General features: G+C 71.3%; 17 protein-coding genes. 4 read left to right on the plus strand and 13 right to left on the minus strand.

Features of this window, described 5'->3' with window-relative positions; all coding sequences use genetic code 11:
- Window positions 1-249 precede the first annotated feature (249 nt).
- Complete coding sequence (locus tag Q0Z83_RS33810; protein ID WP_317787299.1) at window positions 250-753, plus strand: VOC family protein; 504 nt, start codon at window positions 250-252, stop codon at window positions 751-753.
- 45 nt (window positions 754-798) lie between these two features.
- On the opposite strand, the gene Q0Z83_RS33815 is transcribed toward Q0Z83_RS33810, so the two are convergent.
- A complete protein-coding gene (locus tag Q0Z83_RS33815) occupies window positions 799-1,800 on the minus strand; it encodes an intradiol ring-cleavage dioxygenase (protein WP_317787300.1) in 1,002 nt (333 codons plus the stop codon).
- 73 nt (window positions 1,801-1,873) lie between these two features.
- The gene (locus tag Q0Z83_RS33820; RefSeq protein WP_317787301.1) at window positions 1,874-2,566 is read right to left on the minus strand and encodes a GH12 family glycosyl hydrolase domain-containing protein; all 693 of its coding nucleotides are present in this window, start codon (window positions 2,564-2,566) and stop codon (window positions 1,874-1,876) included.
- Window positions 2,567-2,747: 181 nt separating this feature from the next.
- Here Q0Z83_RS33820 and Q0Z83_RS33825 point away from each other — a divergent pair, with 181 nt between their 5' ends.
- On the plus strand, window positions 2,748-3,563 hold the full coding sequence (locus tag Q0Z83_RS33825) for an SAM-dependent methyltransferase (protein ID WP_317787302.1): 816 nt from the start codon (window positions 2,748-2,750) through the stop codon (window positions 3,561-3,563).
- Here the strand turns inward: Q0Z83_RS33825 and Q0Z83_RS33830 are convergent.
- From Q0Z83_RS33830 to Q0Z83_RS33860, 7 genes are all read right to left on the minus strand, one after another.
- A complete protein-coding gene (locus Q0Z83_RS33830) occupies window positions 3,536-4,072 on the minus strand; it encodes a GNAT family N-acetyltransferase (protein ID WP_317787303.1) in 537 nt (178 codons plus the stop codon). The two genes, Q0Z83_RS33825 and Q0Z83_RS33830, sit on opposite strands and share 28 nt — an antisense overlap.
- Window positions 4,073-4,088: 16 nt before the next feature.
- Window positions 4,089-5,096, minus strand: coding sequence for a 1-aminocyclopropane-1-carboxylate deaminase (locus Q0Z83_RS33835; protein WP_317787304.1), 1,008 nt, complete (start codon window positions 5,094-5,096; stop codon window positions 4,089-4,091).
- Window positions 5,093-5,734 (minus strand): GntR family transcriptional regulator, encoded by a 642-nt coding sequence (locus Q0Z83_RS33840; RefSeq protein ID WP_317787305.1) that lies wholly within the window; start codon window positions 5,732-5,734, stop codon window positions 5,093-5,095. Before Q0Z83_RS33840 ends, Q0Z83_RS33835 begins: the two co-directional genes overlap by 4 nt.
- Before the next feature lie 331 nt (window positions 5,735-6,065).
- A complete protein-coding gene (locus Q0Z83_RS33845) occupies window positions 6,066-6,911 on the minus strand; it encodes a hypothetical protein (protein WP_317787306.1) in 846 nt (281 codons plus the stop codon).
- A 293-nt stretch (window positions 6,912-7,204) separates the two neighbouring features.
- Window positions 7,205-7,903: a discoidin domain-containing protein gene (locus Q0Z83_RS33850; protein ID WP_317787307.1), complete on the minus strand. Its 699-nt coding sequence runs from the start codon at window positions 7,901-7,903 to the stop codon at window positions 7,205-7,207.
- A gap of 925 nt (window positions 7,904-8,828) precedes the next feature.
- Window positions 8,829-9,692, minus strand: a complete 864-nt coding sequence (locus Q0Z83_RS33855; RefSeq protein WP_317787308.1) for a hypothetical protein — start codon at window positions 9,690-9,692, stop codon at window positions 8,829-8,831.
- A gap of 27 nt (window positions 9,693-9,719) precedes the next feature.
- A complete protein-coding gene (locus Q0Z83_RS33860) occupies window positions 9,720-10,172 on the minus strand; it encodes a nitroreductase/quinone reductase family protein (RefSeq protein ID WP_317787309.1) in 453 nt (150 codons plus the stop codon).
- 56 nt (window positions 10,173-10,228) lie between these two features.
- On the opposite strand from Q0Z83_RS33860, the gene Q0Z83_RS33865 reads away from it, so the two are divergent.
- The gene (locus Q0Z83_RS33865; RefSeq protein ID WP_317787310.1) at window positions 10,229-10,744 is read left to right on the plus strand and encodes a MarR family winged helix-turn-helix transcriptional regulator; all 516 of its coding nucleotides are present in this window, start codon (window positions 10,229-10,231) and stop codon (window positions 10,742-10,744) included.
- Between the two features lie 10 nt (window positions 10,745-10,754).
- On the opposite strand, the gene Q0Z83_RS33870 is transcribed toward Q0Z83_RS33865, so the two are convergent.
- From Q0Z83_RS33870 to Q0Z83_RS33880, 3 genes are read right to left on the minus strand one after another with little or no spacing between them, the layout of a single operon-like run.
- Window positions 10,755-11,360 carry a TetR/AcrR family transcriptional regulator gene (locus Q0Z83_RS33870; protein WP_317787311.1) on the minus strand — a complete coding sequence of 202 codons (606 nt, stop codon included), beginning with the start codon at window positions 11,358-11,360 and terminating at the stop codon, window positions 10,755-10,757.
- 30 nt (window positions 11,361-11,390) lie between these two features.
- Window positions 11,391-12,998, minus strand: coding sequence for an amidohydrolase (locus Q0Z83_RS33875; RefSeq protein WP_317787312.1), 1,608 nt, complete (start codon window positions 12,996-12,998; stop codon window positions 11,391-11,393).
- Complete coding sequence (locus Q0Z83_RS33880; RefSeq protein ID WP_317787313.1) at window positions 12,995-14,476, minus strand: APC family permease; 1,482 nt, start codon at window positions 14,474-14,476, stop codon at window positions 12,995-12,997. Before Q0Z83_RS33880 ends, Q0Z83_RS33875 begins: the two co-directional genes overlap by 4 nt.
- A gap of 157 nt (window positions 14,477-14,633) precedes the next feature.
- On the opposite strand from Q0Z83_RS33880, the gene Q0Z83_RS33885 reads away from it, so the two are divergent.
- Complete coding sequence (locus Q0Z83_RS33885) at window positions 14,634-18,473, plus strand: SCO7613 C-terminal domain-containing membrane protein (RefSeq protein ID WP_317787314.1); 3,840 nt, start codon at window positions 14,634-14,636, stop codon at window positions 18,471-18,473.
- 37 nt (window positions 18,474-18,510) lie between these two features.
- On the opposite strand, the gene Q0Z83_RS33890 is transcribed toward Q0Z83_RS33885, so the two are convergent.
- On the minus strand, window positions 18,511-22,524 hold the full coding sequence (locus Q0Z83_RS33890; protein ID WP_317787315.1) for a bifunctional nitrate reductase/sulfite reductase flavoprotein subunit alpha: 4,014 nt from the start codon (window positions 22,522-22,524) through the stop codon (window positions 18,511-18,513).
- Between the last annotated feature and the right edge of the window lie 155 nt (window positions 22,525-22,679).

The raw sequence follows: 22,679 nt of genomic DNA on the forward strand, positions 1-22,679 counted from the left end.
ACCGCCTGGCCGCGGCGGACAGGCCGGACAACGGAGGCTGAGAGCGGACGAACAGGACCGGCAGGACGACCGGAACCCCGCAAGACCGAACGGGCTCACACAGGGTCGAACACATTCATCCACCGACGCCAATGTTCTGTCAAGGTTCCGAACGATTTCCGGAACCGTGGCCCGCGTCGTTATCACCGGGTGCCGCCGAAGTCCGGCCTCGCCGGGACCGGACGGCGTCCGACGAGGCAAGATCCAGGGATGGGTGACACTCAGACCGATCTCGCCGCGCTCGAGGCCACGCGCCACCGGATCCGCGAGGAACACCTGCGGCCGCCGGGCGAGCGCCCGCAGTCCACCGCCCGGGGCCTCCACCACACCGCGCTGATCAGCAGCGACGTGGAGCAGACCGTCCGCTTCTACCAGGACCTGCTCGGTTTCCCACTCACCGAGCTGATCGAGAACCGCGACTATCCGGGCTCGTCGCACTTCTTCTTCGACATCGGCAACGGCAATCTGCTCGCCTTCTTCGACCTGCCCGGCCTGGACCTGGGCCCCTACGCCGAGGTCCTCGGCGGCCTGCACCACCTGGCCATCTCGGTGGAACCGAGCCGCTGGGCCGAGATCGTCCAGCGCCTCACCGCCGCGGCCGTCGAGCACGCGGTCCACAACGACGTCTCGGTCTACTTCCGGGATCCGGACGGCGCCCGCATCGAACTGATCGCCGACCCGCTCGGCGAGATGTACGGCACCAAGGTCCTCTGACCACGAGCAGGCCGGCCCGGGCGGGTGCCCGAGCCGGCCGAGAGATCACGCCGGCGGTGCGCCCGACGGCGGGGTCCCGCCCGGGCCGCCGCCACCCGGGCCGCCGCCGGGGCCACCGCTGGGCGGCGCACCGCCCGGCTGCCCGCCACCTCCCGGCGGGGCGGCACCCGCGGCCGGGGTGGTTCCGGTGTCGACCCCCACGCTGAGGGACACCGCATACCCGCCGGCCACGTCACCGGTGACCGTGGCGAGTTGCCTGGCGCCCGAGTCGTCGCCGAAGACGTTGTCCGTGGCGAGGGTCAGCTGGGCCAGGTTGGTGACCGAAGACTCGTAGCCCTTCTCCTGGTAGACGGTGTCGCAGTACTCCTTCGGGATGGCGACCTGCGAGGTGGCGATCGCCTTCGTCGAGTCGGTGATGGCGGCCTCGTCCGGGTAGACCTCGAAGTGGATGTGCGGCCACCGCCCCGTGTAGCAGGCCGGGAAGATGCTGGTGAACTTCACCTTCCCGGCCGAGTCGGCGATCTGCACGCCACGCAGGTAGTTCTCCTCGGTGACGCCTTCGGAGTACATCGAGTAGAGCCCGGCCCGGTCACAGTGCCAGACGTAGACGGCCACTCCGGCGAACGCGGCGCCGCCGTTGGCCAGGTCCTTGATCGTCAGTTCGAGGGTCATCGGGACGCCCTCGGCGGTACCGTCGGCGTCGCCGAAGCTGGTACGGATGTCGCTGCGCACGATCCCGCTCTGTTCGAGCACGTCAGGGCCGTTGGAGCCGTCACCGGGATAGGGGCCGGCGGTCTCGTCCGGGATCTCGTCGGCCGAGACCGAGGAACCCGCCGTCGCCGAGGCGGCCGACGACGTGCCGGACGACGAGGACGGGGAGGTGCAGGCGGCCAGACCCAGGGTCGCCGCGCCGATGCCGAAGGCTCGCAGGATCTGCCGCCGACCCATCAGGGTGTCCAGGTCGAAACCGAGGCCCTGGTCGAAGACCTCCTCGTCCGGATTGGGGAGCGGACGCCCCTGATGCGTCGGATAGTGCTTTGAAGTCACGTTTCCTCCGATATGCCGCTCGGTGGGTGTTACGCCACCATGCAAACACTGGAGGCTATGGATGAACTGTGCGTCAGCTAGCCGAGGCCGAGTAACTGTTGGTCACGAAGTCCTTGCCGCCGCTCGCCGAGGTGATCTCGTAGCCGAACTGGATCGTGCTGAGCGTGACGTCGCCGTACCAGCCGCGGGTTTTGATCCAGTTCAGGACCGCGCGGATGTCGACCGTGCCGGCGTTGGTGTTGCTGGTCCGCACGAACGAGAAGACCTGGTTGGCACCGTTGGAGCCGGAGTACACGTTCCAGCTGTGACCACCGACGGTGACGGCGGTCTGGAACGTGCCGAGCGGCCCGACGGCCCCGTACTTGTTCATCCAGAGCATGATCTCGTAGCTGGTTCCGTTGGCCCAGATGTCGTAGGCCGTGGTGAACGCGACCCCGCTGGTCGGCACGGTTACGTTGAAGCTGCTGGTGGCACTGCGCAGGGCGCTGAGCTTGATGCCGACGCTACGACTGGCGTTGGGGTAGGACTTGATGCCGCCGGTGTTCGGGTGGTTGGCCCAGACGCCCCAGTTGCTGGTCGAGTTGGCCCAGATGGTCTGCGGTCCGGCGCCGCTGCCCCAGATGTTGTTGTAGAGCGTGTAGCCGCCACTGGTCCAGTTGCCCCACTGGTCGGAGGACCACCAGACGGCGGCCTGGGCGGGGGCCTGCCCGAGAACCAGCAGGACGCCGGCGAGCAGCAGGGACAGGGCGAGACGGAGTCTGCGCACGGGTGCTCCTTCGGGGATGTCGAAGCGCTTCGACACTCGATCGGGGAATCGATGACTGTCGAATGAGGGGATACCGGCACAGTAGGCCGGAAGTCATCAGCGTGCAACGAGAAAGAAACCTCGGCTCCAAAGTGGATCTACGGTAAAGTCGCGGGACATCGACACGGATCAGGGGGCATCTGTGGTGGACGAGACGGTGCCGGCCGGGCTGGACACGTCGACGGCGCATCCGGCCCGCCGCTACAACTACTGGCTGGGCGGCAAGGACAACTTCGCCGCCGACCGCGAGTCCGGCGACATGATCGAGCGGGCCCACCCCACGGTCCGGCTCTCGGCTCGGGAGAATCGCTCGTTTCTCCAACGTGCGGTGCGTTTCCTGGCCGAGGAGGCGCGGGTCGACCAGTTCCTCGACATCGGGACCGGCCTGCCGACCGCGGACAACACGCACGAGGTCGCGCAACGCCGGGTTCCGCACGCCCGGATCGTCTACGTCGACAACGATCCGATGGTCGGTGTGCACGCCCGCGCCCTGCTCACCAGCAACCCGGAGGGCGCCACCCGCTATCTGCAGGGCGATCTGCGTGATCCGCGCGCCATCCTCGGCCACCCGCAGCTCAAGGAGACCCTCGACCTGGGCCGGCCGGTCGCGCTGGTCCTGATCGCGGTGCTGCACTTCATCGCCGATCACGAGCAGGCCCGCGACGTCGTCCGAGAGTTGCTGGCCGCCCTGCCGTCCGGCAGTTACCTGGCCGCGTCGAACTTCACGCTCGACTACAGCAGCCCGGAGACGGCCGCCGTGGCCCGCCAGATGATCGCCCAGGGCCGGTCCGACGCGCATCCGCGCACCCGCGCCGAGTTCGCCGAGTTCTTCACCGGTCTGGGCCTGATCGGCCCCGGCATCGTCCCGGTCTCCGAGTGGCTGCCCGAGGTCCCGGCCCACCAGCGCCCACCGGCCGAGCAGGTGGCCATCTACGGAGCGGTCGGCCGCAAGCCCTGAGGCGTCAGGCCACGGCTGTAACGCACCTCGTCCAGCGGAAACCCCCGCGACGAGTCCACCTTCGACGCGCCGTCCGGAAGCCACCCGGCAGCCTCGTAGAACCGCCGCGCCCGGACGTTCGTCGCCAGCACCCACAGCGTCGCCCGGCGAAACCCGGCCGCGGTCAGATGGTCGACCGCCGCCGTCATCAACTCGCGCCCGGCGCCGGTCCCCTGATACGCCGGCAGCAGGTAGATCGCGGTGATCTCGCCGGCCTCCGCACCCGGGTCACGGCTGGGCTGGATCGCCACGAACCCGACCGGCGGCGCCGTGCCGTCAGCCCAGACCAGGATGGCGCCGGGCGGCCGGATCCCCTCCAGCCACTGCCGCCACCCCGGCTCGCGCTGCGCGGGATCGAGCGAATCCAGATAGTCCTGCGGGATCAACCCGGCATAGGCCGCCTGCCAGGTGTGGACATGCACCCTCGCGAGCGCGACGGCGTCCCCGGGAACCGCATGACGAACCGGCATCCCGCAAAGATAGCGATCAGGAGAACAGCGCGGAGTATCCGTTGAGCGCCGGCTGCCCGCCGAGATGCGCATACAGCACCTTGGAATCGGCCCCGATCTCCCTGCGCTCGACCATGTCGATCAGCCCGGCCATCGACTTGCCCTCGTAGACCGGGTCGGTGACCATGCCCTCGGTCCGTGCGGCCAGCCGCATCGCGTCGAGCGTCGTCTCATCCGGGATGCCGTAGACCCCGGCGTGGTACCGCTCGTCGAGAATGATCTCGTCCTCGGTCAGCTCCCGGGCGCCGATCAGCGCGGCGGTGCTCCGGGCGATCCGGGCCACCTGCTCGCGTGTCTCGGCGGGCTTGGCCGAACCGTCGATCCCGACCACCCGGCGTGGGCGCCCACCGGCGGCCGAGAACCCGGCGATCATGCCGGCCTGGGTGCTTCCGGTCACCGAACACACGATGACCGTGTCGAAGAAGACCCCCAGCTGCTGCTCCTGCGCGATCACCTCGTACGCCCAACCGGCGAACCCCAGCCCGCCGAGACGGTGATCGGACGCGCCCGCCGGAATCGCGTAAGGCGTGCCGCCGGAGGCGACGACGTCGGCCAGCGCGGCCTCCCAGCTCTCCTTGAACCCGATGCCGAACCCGGCCTTGACCAGCCGCACGTCGGCGCCCGCGAGCCGGCTGATCAAAATGTTGCCGACCTTGTCGTAGACACTGTCCGGCCAGTCGACCCAGCTCTCCTGCACGAGCACGCACTTGAGGCCGGTGGCGGCGGCGACCGCGGCGACCTGCCGGGTGTGGTTGGACTGCACACCACCGATCGACACGAGCGTGTCGGCGCCCTGCGCGATCGCGTCCGCCACCAGGTATTCCAGCTTGCGGGTCTTGTTACCGCCATACGCGATGCCGGAGTTGCAGTCCTCCCGCTTCGCCCAGATCTCGGCGCCGCCCAGGTGACGGGTCAGCCGGTCGAGCCGATGCACCGGCGACGGACCGAACAGCAGCGGATGACGGGGAAAATCGGACAAGCTCATGAACGCCCCTCGGTCAGCGGATGGAGATGGCTCCAGATCTCGGCGTTCACCGCGGTGGCCCGGGCCACGTCGTGCGCGGCCAGCGCGGAGATCAGGTCGTCGTGCAGCCGGACGGAACGGCCCGCCTGCGGTGATGTGAAAAGAAGGCGCTCGGCACGGCGTACCAGAGAGGTGTATCTGTCGACCGTGCCCGAAGCCGCGGCGTTGCCGTAAGCAGCGAGCGGGATGGCATGCACCTCGTCGTCCGCGGCGAGAGCCGCCTCGACGTCGCCCTCGGCGACGGCGGCGGCGAACCGGGCATTGGCCGCCCGCATCGCCGCCACCAGGTCCTCGGTGAGCGTCGCGGCGACGTTGCGCACCGCGAGATCGTGCATCGCCCCGAGCACCGCCGCCGCGTCCTCGACGTCCTTGGCCACCACCTCGGTCACCCGGGTGTAGCTCTGCGGCTTCGTCTCGACGAGCCCCTCGCTGGTCAGACGCGCGATCGCATCCCGGATCGGCGCTCGCGACAGCCCCAGCCGCTCGGCCAGGTCATCCGGCCGCAACGCGGCCCCGGGCGCGAGCGTGCCGTCGACGATCGCGCCGCGCAGCCGCCCATATGCCGCATCTCTCAGCAGGTGACGTCCGATGCTCTCCACAACTGAAATCTTAGATGCCAAACCAAGGATTTGGTACGGCTACGAAAAGAACCGTGGCAATCCACGCGAGGCAGGCCCGGCACCCGGCCGAAACGCGACCGCCGGGCTGGAGCCGCTGGTCCCGGCCTTCCTAACCGCCCGCCGGGTCAGACCTTCCCGGCCGCCGCCGGACCCGATCTCCAGACCGCTGCCCGTTCCGATCTCCCGACCGCCGCCGCGGCCGGCCTTCCCGACCGCTGCCCGTTCCGATTGCGGACAGACAAATGTGACGGTGGTTCGGGCGCCGCCTCGTCGCCCGGACCACCGTCACGGTATTTGGGGTATTACCAGGTCAGCCGCGCTTGGTGCCCGCCGCCTGGCCGTTGGCCTTCTCAGCCGCACCCTGCTCGCCGGCGGCACCCTGCTCCTCGGCAGCGCCCTCGCCGGCGGCACCCTGCTCCTCGGCAGCACCTTCCTCGGCCGCACCCTGCTCCTCGGCGCCCGCGTCACCGGCACCGGCCGCGGCGGCCACCGCCTTGGCGTCGGCCAGGGTCAGGCAGGACTGCAGGAACGCCTGCTGGGCAGCGGTGACAGCGGCAGCGGCGTCGGCCACCTCACCGGCACCGGCGGCACCCTCCTCGGCCGCGCCCTGCTCCTCGGCGGCACCCTGCTCGGCAGCCTCCTCCTTCTTGCCCTTGCCCTTCTTCTCCTTCTCCTTCTTGGCGGCCTTCAAGATCTTGACGTACTTCTTGGCGAGCGCCCGGTTCGCGGCCTTGGCGGCGGCCGGGTCCTCGGCGGCCTCCTCAGCGGCGCCGGCGGCGTCCTCGGCTCCGGCCTCACCGGCAGCCGCGGCCACATCGGCGGCGAACGTGTCACATGCCGCCTCCAGCGCGACCGCCGCCTCCGCGGCCGCCTCACCGGGAGCCTGCTGCTCGACGGGGGCGAGCTTCTCGCCGTTGCAGATCACGTCTGCGCCGTCGATCTGGAGCTCGGTGCACTGGGCGACGTCGAACTGCTGGCCGTTCACCGTGATCACATCGGCGGCCTTCGCCTGGGCGCCCTTGTTCGCGTCGGTGCTGGCGTTGGCGAGTTGGACACCTGCCACACCGCTGACCACGAGAACTCCGGCGACCACCACCGCGCCGATCGTCTTCCGCCGGTTGTCCGGGTTGTTACGTCGGTACGAGCGCGCCCTCATAATCACTCCTCGTCGTTGGACGTCCATGCCGTCGGTCGGGGGGCCATACGGGCGACAGACGCCGAGGGGTTCAATGCTCTCGTCCGGAAGCATCCCGAATCGCCTCGTCGGGGAGCGCCAAAACCGCAGCTCAGAGCACGTATGAAAAGTGCCCGAAAAAATATTCCGGGCACCCCTCGATGGGGTACCCATCGATGGTCACGCAGGGTGGAGATGCTTGACGGGCAGCGCTCCACTACGGACGGTCACATGTGTCGACTGGCGTTCGGCGAGCTAGGGTGGGCGGGTCGTGATCAGCGGATCTCGAACTCCAGGAGGGAGTATCCGTAGATGCTGACCCGTTTCGTGCCGTGCATCCGCACGTATCGAGCGACCGACTTCTCGGCGATCCGCACGGTGCCGCCGGTCCCAGTGGTGGTCGCGTAGGCGCGGGTCCAGGCCATGCCGTCGCGCGACGTCTCCACCCGGTACGCGGTTCCGTAGGCGTGCTCCCAAACCAGGACGATCTCCGAGATCTGCCAGTTGCCGCCCAGGTCGACCCGGATCCACTGGTCGTCGGAGAAGCCACTCGACCAGCGGCTGGACGGATCACCATCGATGGCGTTCGCGGGCTGCCACGGGTCACCTTCGGACGCCGAGGCCGTCGCCGTGCCCTGCAGAGCCAGGTTCGCCCCGGACGGGTTCGGTTTACCGGTGACGCTCGGTTTCGGAGCAGCACCGGCTGTCGACGCGCTGACCGACGGCCCACCGACACCCGACGGGCGGACACCCGACGGTCCCCCGGCCGACGGCCGGCCGGACGCTGCGGGCGCGCCACTCGTGACCGTGGGGAGGACACCCGGCGCCGATGGGAGTGCGCCCGGCGCCGCCGCATCGAGAGCCGACTCGACCGAGCCGAGCGGGCCCGCTGCCGCAGTGGGCTCCCGGTTCACGTTGCGATAGACGCCGACCAGGACGATCGGCACGGCAAGCAGAACCGCTGCGCCTGCCACGATCCACCCCCACGGGCGTCGGCGCCCAGCCCCGGCGACCGACTCCACACCTGCCGCCGCAGCCCGCCGCCTCGGATCCGGCTCCTCGGATTGCTGCGGGCTTGCCGTGTCGGATTGCGGAACCGATCGGGCGGGAGTCGGTGGATTCGCCGCACCACCTGTCTGGCCGGGAAACGGTGTGCTCCGCGGGATCTGTGGCATGCGGGTGAGCCGCAGACTGTCCGCCCGCGAGGGCTTGCGCTGCTCCCCGGAGACCGGATCCACAGGCAGCCCGCCGTCACGCCCGTCCACCCGGACTCCTCCAGCTCGATCAACCGGCGACCCATCGACCGCCGCGCAGTATCTTGGCGCAAAACCGACGCCGAACCACGCCTCCCGGGCAGCGGCCACAGGGTGTCAGGCCCCGGTGCAGGCATTCAACACAGTGGAAGTGAGAGCGATCACATTCGCGTGTCGCGCCTGGTATCGGCCCAGGTCACCGAAGGTTTTAGTACGGATACCTTCCAGAAGCCACGCACCCCGGCTCCGCCCTCTCACTCACCGCGCCGCCGCCATCACTCGCCACCCGAATGCAGCAGCGGCGAGCAGCCGGCGAGGCAAGACGCACAGGCGACAGGCAGCCCCGGCGAGACGCCGAGAATGCCCCAAGCGGACGAACGCAGGAAGCGCAAAGCAAAGGGCACACCGCGGAGAGGACACACCGCGAAGCGAGAAGGACGACATGACGCGGCAGGCCCAACGCGGGGCGCCACAGCAAGGGACGAAAGGCGCGGCGAGCGGACGTGGGCGAGACCGGCCGGGTGGGCGGCGGCCCGAAATGCGGTGAGGCTCTCCCCGCCGCCTCAAGGCCTCTGAGACAGCGGGGAGAGCCCCACCGTTGTTGCCGAGCGTCCCCGGTGCGGGGTGTCCTTCGGGGTTTCGGGGTTCAGCCGGCGGTGTGGATGCCGGACGTGGTGACCAGTTTGCGGACGGCGGTTCGGGTGATCTTCTTGAGTTCGCGGTCCTTCGGGTCGTCGGCGCCGATCAAGGCCACCGACAGGGCGACGTCGCGGTATGCGACCTGCGCGAACGCCAAGTGGGCCGAGATGTCGATGCCGAAGAAGCGCGCCTGCAGGTCCAGGGTGGCGGTGATCGATTCGTCGCCGAGGGACGGATTCCAGGACAGCGGCTTTGTCGTGATCTTGAAGCTTTCGACCTCGATCTGCGGGCACTCGTCCAGGATCTCCTGGACCTGGTCGACCGTCGCCGCGGCCGCGTCGTCACCGACCGCCGACAGCAGTTCGAGTGCGACGGCGCCGGTCTTGTCGTGGACGAAGACGGCGCTGGCGGTCGGCGGGACGGCGGTGTCCGGTTCGACCACGGGCGGCGGGGGCGGGCTGGCCTTGATCGGTTCCGGGGCCGACGGGGCGGATGTGGCCGGCGTGGTCCCGGGTGGGATCGTCGGTACCGGGTCGCCCGCGCCGACGGCCGGACCGGTCGCCGACAGGGACGAGACGCTGCCGGCCGCTTCGCACGGGTTGGTCTCCGGGTCTTGGGCCAGGAGCATTTCGGCGATGATCTCGGCGAACCCGCCGGTGTCCTGCTTGAGGTAGCCGGCCGGCACGTCCTTCTCGGTGATCAGTGCCTTCTCCAGCTGCTTCTGCCGGTCGGGCGGTTTGGGCACGCCCGCGATCACGGATGTCGCGGCGAGTGCCGGGGTGGGCAGGGCGCCGATCGAGGTCAGGCCGAGCCCGGCGGAAACAGCGAGAACGGCGGGGAACGTGAGTTTTCTGCTGGTTGAGAGCGCCATTCTTACAGGCTAGAGATCATTTGTCCACTAGGTCGGAATAGTGAGGATTTCGAAGACGGCCACCCGGTCGGCGGCGGCCGCGAATTCGTCCGCGGTCCCGGTGGCGACCAGGCCGATCCGGACGAAGAACGGCACCCCGTGCGGAACCTCGGCCGGAAACGCGCGCACCACCGCCCGCCGCTCCCCCGGATCGGTGATCTCGGCCAGCCGGACCCGGGCCAGGCGACGGCCGGAGGCGAGTTCGCCCTGGCCGGCCGCGCGCACGTTGCGGGCCCAGTCGCCGTCGGGGAGCCCGGCCACGACGTAGCGACGGCCGTCGACGGTCAATGGCGAGACGGGCGTGGGGCGGGGCCGGCCGGAGCGGCGCCCCGGGACGGTGAGCACGTGCACGGTGCCGAGACGGAGCCCGAGCCGGTTGAGGACCCGGACCACCCGATTGGCGGCGGGCAGCCAGCCGGGCAGGCGCAGAGCGGTGGCCATCGGAAAACCTTTCGACGATCGAAGCTTTTCGCCAACCGTACGGTATATTCCTTCGAGTGTCGAAACAATCTCTGACCGGTCGCCGGCCCGCCGGGCCGCCGGGTGAACGCACCCCGCTGGAGGCCGCCGCCGACGCCGCCGCAGGCTTCGGAGCGGCCACCGACGAGGTCGACGAGGCGGCCGCCGGGGTGCTCGGGGTCAACCGCACCGACCTGCGGATTCTCGGGCTGGTCGAAGCGGCCGGAGCGATGACCGCGGGTGCTCTCGCCGGAGCCGCCCGGCTCAGCCCGGCCGCCACCACGGCGGCCATCCAACGGCTGGTCGCGGCCGGTCATCTGCGCCGTGACACCGACCCGGAGGACCGTCGCCGGGCGGTCGTCACCGTCACCGCGGAGACCGTCGAGGTGGTCGACCGGCTCTACGGTCCGATCGCCGAGGCCGGGCACCGCCTGCTGACCCGCTACACCGTCGAGGAGTTACGCCTGGTCACCGGCTTCCTGGAACTGGGCCGCACGATGCAGCTGGAGCAGGCTGCCCGGATCAGGGCAGCCGTCCAGGACCCGCCCGGCTGAGAAGACCCGGTCAGGTGCGGAGATCGGCCAGACCGGTCAGCAGGACGCGCAGGCCGATCTCGAAGGAGCGCTCGGAACGTCTCTCCGGCTCGGGGCTCGCGGTCCGGATCGCGGCGCCGAGAGCCGACTCCGGATCGTCCGAGGCGGCCCAGACGTCCAGCGGGGCGGCCGCGTCCAGAGCCGAACCCAGGATGAAGCAGTCCAGGATCGTCACCGCGTGGAGCAGTTCCTCCTCGTGGAAACCGGCGTCCCGGAGCACCCGGGCCAGGGCCTCGTAGGTCGCCAGGGTGCGCGGGTCGCTGACGGTCTGCGCGGTGAGCATCGGCACGACCTTCGGGTGCCGGGCGAAGGCTCGGCGGTATTCGCGGGCCCATTCCCGGGCGTACGTCTGCCAGTCGGTGCCGGTCGCGGGCGCCGGACCGGCCGTGAGATGGCCGCGGATCGCCTCGATGATCGCCTCCCGGCCGCCCGGGAAGTGGTGGTAGATCGATGAGGCGCTCACGCCGAGCCGCCGGGCCAGGCCGGGCAGCGTGAACGTGCCGGTCTCGTCGATCAGGTCGAGGGCGGCCGAAGCGATCTGCTCCCGGGAGAGCAGCGGGGCGACAGGTCGGGGCACGGTACCGAACCTACTGGGCGCCCGTCCCGGCTATCCGGTGCGGTGGGCGATGGTTCCGGCGACGACGGTCAGCGGGATCGGGGACTCGGCCAGTTCGTCGGGGCCGGTGGTCAGCGGGTCGAGGGCGAAGACCGTCAGGTCGGCGCGGTAGCCCGGGAGCAGCCGGCCGGACGACCGGGACAGACCGGCGGCCGCGGCGGCCGAGCTCGTGTAACCCTCCAGCGCCATCCGGGCGGTCAGCGCCTGCTCGGGCAGGACCGGTTCGACGTCCGGCTCCCCCGCCGGGCGGCGCAGTCGGGCCGCGGCCAGGATCGCGCGCGGGTCGAACGGCGCGATCGGCCAGTCCGAGCCGAGGGCCAGGCGGGCGCCACGGTCACGCAGGTCACGGGCCCGGAACGCGCGGTCGGCCCGGCGTTTGCCGAGGCGGCTGGACCAGTTGTCGGTGTGGTCGGCGCGGGTGTAGCTGGTGCAGTGGGTGGGTTGCATGCTCGCGGTCACGTCCAGTTCGGCGAACCGGCCGATCAGCTCGGACGGCATGGTCTCCAGATGTTCGACCCGGTGCGGGACCCGGGTGGCGGCGAGTTCGGCGTAGGTGTCCAGCACGTACCTGATTCCGGCGTCGCCGATGGCGTGCGTGACCAGCGGGACACCGTGGGCCGCCAGCAGCGAGGCGGCCGCCGTGTAGTCACGCGGGTCGGGCCAGAAGCAGGCCGTGGACTCGCCGTGGCTGTCCGGTTCGTCGAGCCAGGCGGTGCCGCCGTCGATCGTGCCGTCGATCATGAACTTGGCGCCCTGCACCTGCCAGCGACGGCCGGACAGCCGCTGCTGGGCGATCACCGCGTCCAGCCCGTCGCGCCCGGTCCCGGGCATCACGAACGGCGCGAACCGCCAGCGGACCGGCAGCTCACCGTCGTCCTCCAGGGCACGGAACAGTTCGAGCGAGTCGGCTTCGAAGTCCATCGCGTCGGCCGCGGTCAACCCGCACGCCGCCATCCGCCGCAGCAGGTCGGTCAGGCGGGCCCGGCGTTCGGCCGGGGCGTCGTCCGGCAGCAGGGTGCGGACCAGGTCGAGGGCCTCCAGTTCGAGCAGGTGCCCGGTCGGGACGCGGTCGGCGTCGCAGACCACGCTCGCGCCGGAGGCGAACCCGCGCGGCCCGTCGATCCCGGCCATCGCCAGCGCCTTCGGGCTGACCAGGGCCGAGTGCGCGTCGAAGAGCAGCAGGAACACCGGGACGTCCGGGCCGACGGCCTCGACCAGCGGCGCGTGGGTGATCGGGGCGCCCTCGAAGGCGTTCGGATCGAGACCCCAGCCCTCCAGCCATCCGCCCGGCGCCACGTCCGCGGCGCGCAAGGCCGCTGTCAACCCTTCGACGGTACGGACGGACGACAGATCCACGCCACGGGTGAGGCCGATACCCATCACCGGGTGGAAGTGCCCGTCCACCAGGCCCGGGGTGACGGTGGCGTCGCCCAGGTCGACGACTTCGGTGTGCGGGCCGCGCCAGAAACGGACGTCGGTACGGTCGCCGAGCGCGGTGATCACGCCGCCGGACAGTGCGATCGCGGTCGGGGCGGGCGAGGAGTCACCGGCCAGGGTGTGGATCCGGTCGGCCGTCAGGATCAGATCGGCGGCGCTCACGCGTGGGTCTCCTCCGTGTGGCGGTTCTCGTTGTCGAGTACCGCCGCGGACGGGCCGGGGTTCATCGCCCGCACCTCTTCGCCGCCGATTCGCCCGTACGATGACGGACTCTTGATCTTGATCTTGAAGGCCCAGGCGACGCCCGCCGCGAGGATCGCCGGGACCACCGCCACCAGCGCCGCGTTGGCGCCGAAGGCGGCCCCGGTGAGCAGGGCGATGTTGTCGATGAGCAGGTACAGCACGACGCTCAGCAGGATCAGTGCGAGCCCGCCGGCGGCGATCGCGACCCGGGAGCCGGAGACGCCCCGGCGACGCAGGAAGTACGCCAGGACGGCGGCCGAGGTGAGCGCCTGCAGGGTCACCACGCCGATCGCGCCGGGCGTGTTGACCAGCAGGAGCAGCTGGAGGTACGGGTCGGCGCCGGCCAGCGCGAAACCGGCCACCACGACCGCCGCGAGGATCGTCTGCGCGGCACCGGCCGCCGCCGGGGACAGGAATCGCGGATGGGTACGGCCGAACGCGGCCGGGAGCAGCCCGTCGTGGGCGAGTGAGAAGGCGTACCGGTTGATGGCGTTGTGGAAGGCCAACTGGGAGGCGAGGACACTGGTCAGCACCAGGACGTACATCAGGTCGCTGGCCCACGCCCCGACGAAGGTGTCCATCGCGGTGAAGAACAGCCCGGTCGGGTCGGTGCCGGCCGCCTCGACCACCCGCTCGTCACCGAACGCCTGCACGATCGCCCACACCACCAGGCAGTAGAAGAGGCCGAGGAAGGCGACCGAGGCGTAGGTGGCCCGGGGGATCGAGCGGTCCGGACGGCGCGCCTCACCGCGGTAGAGGGCGGTCGACTCGAAACCCATGAACGCGGCGAAGCAGAAACCGAGGATGGCGAGCATGCCCGGGCTGGTCACGGCGCTCGGGGTGAACGTACCGGCGGTCAGCTGCCCCTTCGTCAGGACACCGGCGACGAGCAGGGCCAGGATCGCGGTCTCGGCGATCAGCAGGGTGCCGATCACCTTGGCGCCGACGTCGATGCCACGGCGACCGAGCGCCCAGACACCGGCGATGCCGATCGCCGTGAAGATCCACCAGGGTGCCCCGGTTCCGGTGAACCGCGTCCAGGCGCCCGCGAACTGCACGCCGAGCAGGCCGTACACCCCGATCTGCAGGGCGTTGTAGGAGAGCACGGCGAGCAGGCCGGCGGCGGCGCCCAACGGGCGGCCGAGACCCAGGGTGATGTACGAGTAGAAGGCCCCCGCGCCACGCGTGTGCCGGGTCATCGCCGTGAAACCGACCGCGAAGACGGTCAGGACGAGACCGGCGAGCAGATAGCCGACCGGCGCCCCGATGCCCCCGATCGACACCGCGAGCGGCGCCACCCCGGTCATGACGGTCAGCGGGGCCGCGGCCGCGACCACGAGAAACGTGATTCCGGCAGCGCCGAGCGCACCGGTCTTGAGTCGAGCTTGCTCCGCCACGCGGGCCTCCTCATCCGAAGTGGCGCCACGTTAATCGAATGCCATTCGGTTAGTGAAGACCTGGAGCAACATTGTTAACGGGCGGGAAACGTCTACCCGGATTTGCATCGGTGCGCAAAGCTGGCGGTCCCTGCTCGCACTTCCGCCCGGGACGGCCGTGACCACCTCGTATCCCTGCCCTCGATGCGGCGCCGCCGCGTCCCTCCCCGACGGATGCCCGGCCTGCGGCGCCGGACCCGACCCGGACGCCGCCGAGGTCATCCGACTGGACGCCGAGATCGCCGAGCTGACCCGGCAGCTGCACGACGCTCGCGCTCAGGTCACCGCCCTCGACCGGAAGCTGCACGACACCCGCGCCGTCCGCAACCAGACCGCGGCCCGGGTGGTCGCCGGTCGAGGGCCCGCCCCGGCGCCGGTTCCGGTCGCCGTCCTCGCCCCGATCGCGTCCGCTCCCCCGGTCGAACCCCGGCTCAGCACACTCACCGTGCAGAACGTCCTGTTCATCATCGGCGGGCTGCTGCTCGTGGTGGCGGCCGCCGTGTTCACCGCCGTGGCGTGGGCGCAGGTCGGCGTCACCGGTCGGGCGCTGTTGCTCACCGGGGCCACCGTCGCGGTGCTCGCGGTGCCGCCGTTCGCGGTCCGGCGCGGCCTCACGGCCGCCGCCGAAACCCTCGCCGCCGTCGGCCTGCTGATGATCCTTCTCGACGGTTATGCGGCGTGGGCGGTCGACTTCCTGTGGGTACGGCTCCTCGACCCGTGGGGGTACGCGGCCGCGGTGCTCGCGTTCACCTCGGCCGTCGCGGTCGGGTACTCGTCTCTGACGAAGCTCCGTGGACCGCGGATCGCCGCCCTGCTGATGGGGCAGCCGGTGCTTCCGCTGCTGGCCGCGGCCGGCGATGTCGGTCTCGTCTGGTGGTCGGCGGCCTTCACCGGCACGGCCGCGCTCGACCTCGCGGCCCTGCGGCTGCGGGCCGCCCGGTTCACGGTCGGCGGGTTCGGCGGGCTCGCATCCGTCTGCGCCGTCGTCACCGGCGGGGTGGGCGCGTGCGTCGCCCTCCGCGATCTGGCCTCCACCGACCGGCCCGGCGCGGCCGCGGTCGCCGGGGTCGCGCTCCTCCTGCCGTTCATCCTGCTGCTGGTCTGGGCGTTGATGATCCGGAAGCCGTTCGCTCAAGCCGTCGCGGCGGGTCTCGTGGTCGTCGTCGCGGGGGTCGCGGGGACACGCTGGGCCTGGACGCTGCCGATCGACTTCCACGACTCCGGATGGCAGGCCGGCCGCCTCGCGGCCGTCGCCCTCGTCCTCGCCGCGGTGACCGCCCTGCTGCCCCGCACCCGGCCCCTGATCGCCCCAGCCTCCACCCTCGCGCCCGCGCCTCCTGCGCCACCGTCGGCCGCGGGTTCCCCCTCCACCGATGCCGCCCGGCTCACCTCCGCGGCGCCTTCCTCCACGACCTCGCCCTCCGCCGATCCCGGCCCGCTCACCTCCGCGGCGCCTTCGGAGGTCTCGACTGGGGCCCGATCCGTCTCGGGTTCCTCCGGCTTGCCGGTCTCGCCCCTTTCTTCCGGACCTTCCAGACATTTCGGCGACTCGCCGGGGGTTTCCGGGCTGCGGCGGTGGGTCCGTGGTGAGGTCGGGTTCGGGGCCTGGATCGGGGCGCTTCTCGTCGCGGCGGCTCCCGCCGCAACGGTGCTGCTGGCCGCGGCCGCCGGGGGTGTCCGCAGCGTGCAGGCGGCCCGGCCGGTCTTCGAGGCCCCGCTCGACCGGGGCGTCGACGGGCCGGGCACCGATCTGCTGGTCGCCGCTTCGGTGACCGCTGTCGCGTACGCGCTGATGCTGCCTCGCCGGACCCTCGCGAACCTGGGCCTCACCGCCCTCGCGGTGGTCGGGTTGATCGTTCCGGCCGCCTTCGGGTTGGCGTGGTGGACCGCCACGGTGGCCGGGCTCGTCGTCGCCGTGGTCGCGCTGGGTCTCGCCGCGCGGGCCCACACGCCGACCGATGTCGGATACCGGGTCGTGTTCTGCCTGGCCGGGGCCACGCATGCGATTCTCACCGGGGTCGGGAGCGCGAATGTCATCGCCGCCGTGTCCGGGCTGATCACCGTGCTCGGTGTCGGCGTCGCTCTCGCGTTGCGCGACTCCTCCCGGAAGACCGATGTGGGGGCCGGAGCGATGGTCGCCGGGCTCCTGGCCGCCCCGGCGACGGTGTGGCTGGTGCTGTTCGCGGCGGAGGTTCCGGTCACCTGGCGGGTCCGGGTGACGCTCGGCGTGGCGGCACTGCTCTGTCTCGTCGCGCATGCGGTGCACCGGCGGATTCCGGTGTACGGCCGGCAGGCGCTCGGGGTCGCGCTCGTGGTGGTCGGCTTCGCACCGGCCTGGGCGGCGCCCGGCTCGGACCCCGCGGTGCTCTACTCGGCGGCGGCGCTCCTGCTGATCGTCACGCTGCTGCCGCTACCCGACGCCCGCACCGCGGCCGGTGCCGTCGCCGCGGTGCTGCCCGGGCTGGCACTGCTCGCGGTCACCGCCACGGACCTGGCCGTCGTGCTCCTCGAACCCTGGACCGCCCTCCGGGACGTCTGGTCCGGGCTTCCACCGCAGCAGTCGCCGGTCGCCTGGTCGAACGTCGCCGCCCTCGCCGCCGCCGGGCTGGCGGCCTCCACCGGTGGCCGGCTGCTCGCCCGGACGGGGTCGCTCGTGATGGCTTTCGCGCCGGTCGGGGCGACCACTTCGGACTCCGCGACCACCCACTCCGGACCTGGCGAGCCACTCCCCGACGGCCCGGAACCGGTCCGGGCCGCGGCTTCGGCATCGGGTACGGCTTCGGACGTCGACGAGAATCCGGTCCCGGCCGGCGTTCCGGCTTCGGCGCGGGTGGTGGCGGCCTGTGCGGCTCTGCCGTTCGTCGCGGTGCTGGTGCCGCTCATTTTCGCGGCCGGCGGCCTGGCCTGGCCCGCGGTTCCGATCGCCGGGCTGGTCACCGGGCTGGGCGGGCTGCTCGCGGTGGCGCTGGCGCCGGGCCGGCACACGGTGGGGAACCTGCTCGCGGTGCTCTTCGGGGCACTCGCCGCGGCCGGGGTGGCCGGGTCGGCGGCGGGGCACGGGGCGACCGTCGCCGCCTTCACTCTCGTCCTGGTGACCGGGCTGGTCGCCGGTGTCCACGGGCGGGCTGAGTTCGACCGGGTCGCCGGCTGGCTCGCCGGGTCCGTTTCGGTGGTGGTCGTCGCGTACACCATCGCCGATCTCGCCGACCTCGGCCTCGCCGGACCGCCGCTCCTCGTCCTCACCGCGGCGGCCGCGGTGATCGGCCTGGAATGGCTCCTCGCCGGGCGTCGGCCCGCCGAGGCCTGGGCTCCGCTGGTCGTCGGGCACGGGTCGGCGCTGGTGGCGGTGCTCCTCACCGGGGACGACCTCGGGTGGGCGGCGCTGGTGTGCAAACTGTGGGCGCTGGTGCTCACCGTCCGGGCGTTGCGGCCCGGTGAGACCCGCCGGTTCGGGTACGGGATGGCCGCCGGCTCGGTGGCGCTCGTCGGCTGGTGGCTGCTGCTGACCTCACGAGACGTCGAGACCACCGAGATCTACACGCTTCCGGCCGCCGCCCTGGCCCTCGCCGCCGGCTGGTTCGCCCGCCGGAACCGGCCCGAACTGCCGTCCTGGAGCGCCTACGGCGCCGCGCTGGCCGCCGCGTTCCTGCCCACCCTCGCCGTCATCGCGAACACCACCGCCGACGAACCGCAATACCTGCGGCGGCTCCTCCTCGGGGTGGGTGCGCTGGTGGTGCTGGTCGTCGGCGCCCGGGCCCGTCTGCAGGCCCCGGTGGTCACCGGCGGCGCGACGCTGCTGCTCGTCGCGCTGCACGAACTGATCCAGTTCTGGGATCTGGTGCCGCGCTGGGCGCCGCTCGCGATCGGTGGTCTGCTCCTGGTCGGTATCGCCACCACCATGGAACAGCGCCGCCGGGACCTGGCCCGCCTCCGGACAGCCATCGCCGGCATGGCCTGACCCGACCCGGCTCGGCCGGCCCGCGGAGGGTGGGGCGTCAGTAGACGTCTCGGACGTAGCGCTTCTCGGTGGCCAACTGCTTCAGGTAGGCGGTGGCCGCCTCGGTGTCCAGGCGGCCGTGGTTGACGGCGATGTCGTGCAGGGCCTGGTCCACGTCGCGGGCCATCCGGCTGGCGTCGCCGCACACGTAGAAGTGGGCGCCCGCCTGCAGCCAGGCCCACAGCATGGCGCCCTTCTCACGCATCCGGTCCTGAACATAGATCTTGGACCGCTGGTCGCGAGAGAACGCCACGTCGAAGCGGCTCAGGATGCCGTCGGCGCGTAGGGCCTCCAGTTCCTCGGCGTAGTAGAAGTCGGTGCTGCTGCGCTGTTCACCGAAGAACAGCCAGTTGCCGCCGGGCGCGCCGGTGGCCTGACGTTCGTGCAGGAAGCCGAGGAACGGGGCGACACCGGTGCCGGGACCCACCATGATCATCGGCGTATTCGGGTCGGCCGGGATCCGGAAGTGTGGCGCCTTCTGCACGAAGACCGGCACGTCGACGCCGGCCGGGGCGTCGGCCAGGTGGGTGGAGCAGACGCCCTTGCGGGAGCGGCCCCGATGGTTGTCGAAGCGGACCACCGAGACGGTGAGGCTGACCAGGTTCGGGTCGGTGACCGGGGTCGAACTGATCGAGTAGTGCCGGGGCTGGAGTTTCTTGAGGACGTCGGACAGTTCCTGGGCGGTGACGTCGATCGGGTGTTCGGCGAGCACGTCGACGGCCTGCCGGCCCCAGGTCCACTTGGCGAGTTCGCCCTTGTTGTCGCTGCGCAGCAGGGTCTTGAGCTGGCCGGAGCCGCTGCGTTCGGCGACGAACCGCAGCAGGTCGGTGGTGACCCGGGTGATGTCGAGGTGCCTGGTCAGCGCGTCGAGGAGGGCCACGTCGCCGACCCGGTCGAGGGTGACGACGGTGTCCGCGGCCAGGCCGGTCACGTCGAGCCACTCGGTGACCAGTTCGGGGCAGTTGACCGGCCAGACGCCGAGCGCGTCACCGGCCCGGTAGTCGATCATCCCGCCGGTGTCGAAGGTGAACTGCCGGACCTCCTTGGCCGACCCGGGCCGGCTGAGCAGCCGATTACCGACCAGCGACGCGGTGACCGGCGCGGCTTTCAACGGCGCGGCGGAGGGGGCGGCGGGCACGACCGGGGAGGAGGTCAGGGCGGCCAGCACCGAGGCGAGCCAGCCGTCGGCGGTCTCCTCGAAATCGGGCTCGCAGTCGGCCCGCGGGGCCAGCCGGACCGCGCCGAGTTCGGCGAGCCGTTCGTCGAGACGCCGCCCGTGCCCGCAGAAGTCGTCGTAGTTGGAGTCGCCGAAGGCGAGCACCGCGTACCGCTGCCCGTCGAGGCGCGGCGCCCCGTCACCGGCGAGCGAGTCCCAGAACGTGCTCCCGTTGTCGGGCGCGTCCCCGTCACCGAACGTGCTGGTCACCACGAGCACGTCGGCACCGGGATCGAGCAGGTCGGCGGCCGGCCCGTCCATCCCGAGCACGCTCACCTGCCGCCCGGTCTCGGCGAGACGCCCGGCCACGGTCCGCGCGAAGTCTTCGGCGTTGCCGGTCTGCGACGCCCACAGCACCTGCAGGCGAGCCGTCGCCGGCTGGTGCAGGGCGAGATCGACACCCGGCGGCGGTACGGGTGAGAGCACCCCCGCGAGCAGCCCGTTGACCCACATGGCCGTGGCCCGGTCGAACGGCGCGTTCTCGGGCAGCGCCGCCGGGGCGGGCCGCAGGGTGGCCCCGGCCAGGAACCCGGCGAGATACCGCCGCTGCCCCTCGTCGAGCACCGGCGGCGCCGGGTCGAGCCCGAGCCGGGCGAGCACCGCGTTGGCCTCGACGGACAGCGCCGCCTCGGCGATCGAGTGCCCGGCCGGCGGGGTGACGGCCGGGGGCGGCGCGGCGGCGACCCGGGTGAGCGAGACCGCGCACACCTTGAGCTCCGGCTGGAACGAGATCGGGTCGACGGCGTCGCTGGTGACCGCGTTGACGCTGACGTACTCGCCGAACAGGTCGTTCCAGTGCATCGGCGCGAAGCAGGTGCCGGGCAGCACCCGGTCGGTGACCACGGCCGGCAGCACGGCCCGTCCGCGGCGGGACGCGATCTCCACCAGGTCACCGGCGGCGATCTCATACAACTCGGCGTCGACCGCGTTGATCTCCAGGAACGGCTTCGGGTTGAGCCGGTTCAGCTTCGCGATCTTGCCGGTCTTGGTCATGGTGTGCCACTGATGCTGGAGTCGGCCGGTGTTGAGGACGAACGGGTAATCGTCGTCGGGCAGCTCGGCCGGGTCGGTGTGCGGGCGGGCGTGGAAGACCGCCTTGCCGCCGGGGGTGGCGAAACGCAGCCCGCCGTCGGCGGTGCGGTAGCGGATCGGGTTCCGGTCCGGGCCGTCCGGGGCGGCGGGCCACTGGACCGGGCCCCGGGCCAGACGTTCGTAGGTGACGCCGCGGAGGTCGTACCCCGTCTGCGGGTTGGCGAAGTTCTTGATCTCCTCGAGGATCTCCTCGGCCGAACCGTAGGTGAAGGCCTCGCGGTAACCCATCTCGACCGCGATCCGGGCGATGATCTGCCAGTCGGGCAGCGCCTCGCCCGGCGGCGGGACCACCGGGTGGACCAGGGTGAGGTTGCGCTCCGAATTGATCATGATGCCGTCGGCCTCGGACCACATGGCCGCGGGCAGCGCGATGTCGGCGTAGGCGTTGGTCTCGGTCTCGGCGAACGCGTCCTGGGTGATCACCAGTTCGGCGGCTTCCAGACCGGCGATCACCGTCTTGCGGTTGCCGACCGAGGCGACCGGGTTGGTGCAGACCACCCAGCAGGCCTTGATCCGCCCGGCGGCCATCTGCTCGAACATGTCGACGGTGCCCCGGCCGACGTCGGTGCGCAGGGTGCCGGCCGGCACGCCCCAGACCTTCTCGGTGAATTCGCGATCGGCTGGAACCAGCACGGACCGCTGGCCGGGCAGCCCCGGGCCCATGTAGCCCATCTCGCGGCCGCCCATCGCGTTGGGCTGGCCGGTGAGCGAGAACGGGCCGCTGCCGGTACGGCAGATCGCGCCGGTCGCCAGGTGCAGGTTGATCAGGGCGTTGGTGTTCCAGGTGCCGTGGGTGCTCTGGTTGAGTCCCATGGTCCACAGGCTGACCCAGTTCGCGGCGGCGCCGATCCACCCGGCCGCCGTCCGGATGTCGTCCTCGGCGAGGCCGGTCAGTTCAGCGACCCGGTCCGGGGTGTAGTCGGCGAGGAACGACGGCATCACCTCCCAGCCCTCGGTCCACGACTCGATGAAGTCCAGGTCCGGCGTGATCAACCCGAGCAGGCCGTTGAGCAGGGCCAGGTCGGTGCCCGGCCGGATCTGCAGGAACAGATCGGCCTTCTCGGCGGTGGCGGTACGGCGCGGGTCGACGACGATCAGCCTGGCGCCGGCCTTGACCCGTTCCATCATCCGCAGGAAGAGGATCGGGTGGCAGTCGGCCATGTTCGAACCGATCACCAGGAACACGTCGGCGTGGTCGAGGTCGTCGTAGGAGCCGGGCGGCCCGTCCGCGCCCAGCGACAGCTTGTAGCCGGTGCCCGCACTGGCCATGCACAGCCGCGAGTTGGACTCGATGTTGTTGGTCCCGATGTAGCCCTTGACCAGCTTGTTCGCCAGGTACTGCGCCTCCAGGGTCATCTGACCGGAGACGTACATGGCGAAGGCGTCCGGGCCGTGCTCGTCGACTATCGCGCGCAGCCGGCGGGCGGTCTCGCTGATCGCCGCGTCCACGCCCAACGGTGCCGGGGTGGCGCCCCGGTCGGCGCGGACCAGCGCGGTGTCCAGTCGGCCGGTCGCGGCGAGCAGGTCGGCGCTGGTCGCGCCCTTGGTGCAGAGGCGTCCCGCGTTCGCCGGGTGGTCCCGGTCGCCGCTCGCCTTGATCACCTTCAGCGGGCCGTCGTCCTGGCGCGCTACGTCGAGCACCATCCCACAGCCGACGCCGCAGTACCCGCACACGGTTCGCACCTGGGTGACATCGGCAGCCACGGACACCCCTTCAAACGTTTAGCTTGCCCACCAAACCTAGAAAGCCCCGGTTTCCACGTGGTCACTTGAAAGTGCGTCGCCGATTACCCGAAGGTCACCTCCCCGGCCCGACCGTTGTGAGGCACGAAAAAGCCCGCACCATCGCCGGAGTCTGC

It is taken from the genome of Actinoplanes sichuanensis, assembly GCF_033097365.1.
GTDB lineage: Bacteria > Actinomycetota > Actinomycetes > Mycobacteriales > Micromonosporaceae > Actinoplanes > Actinoplanes sichuanensis.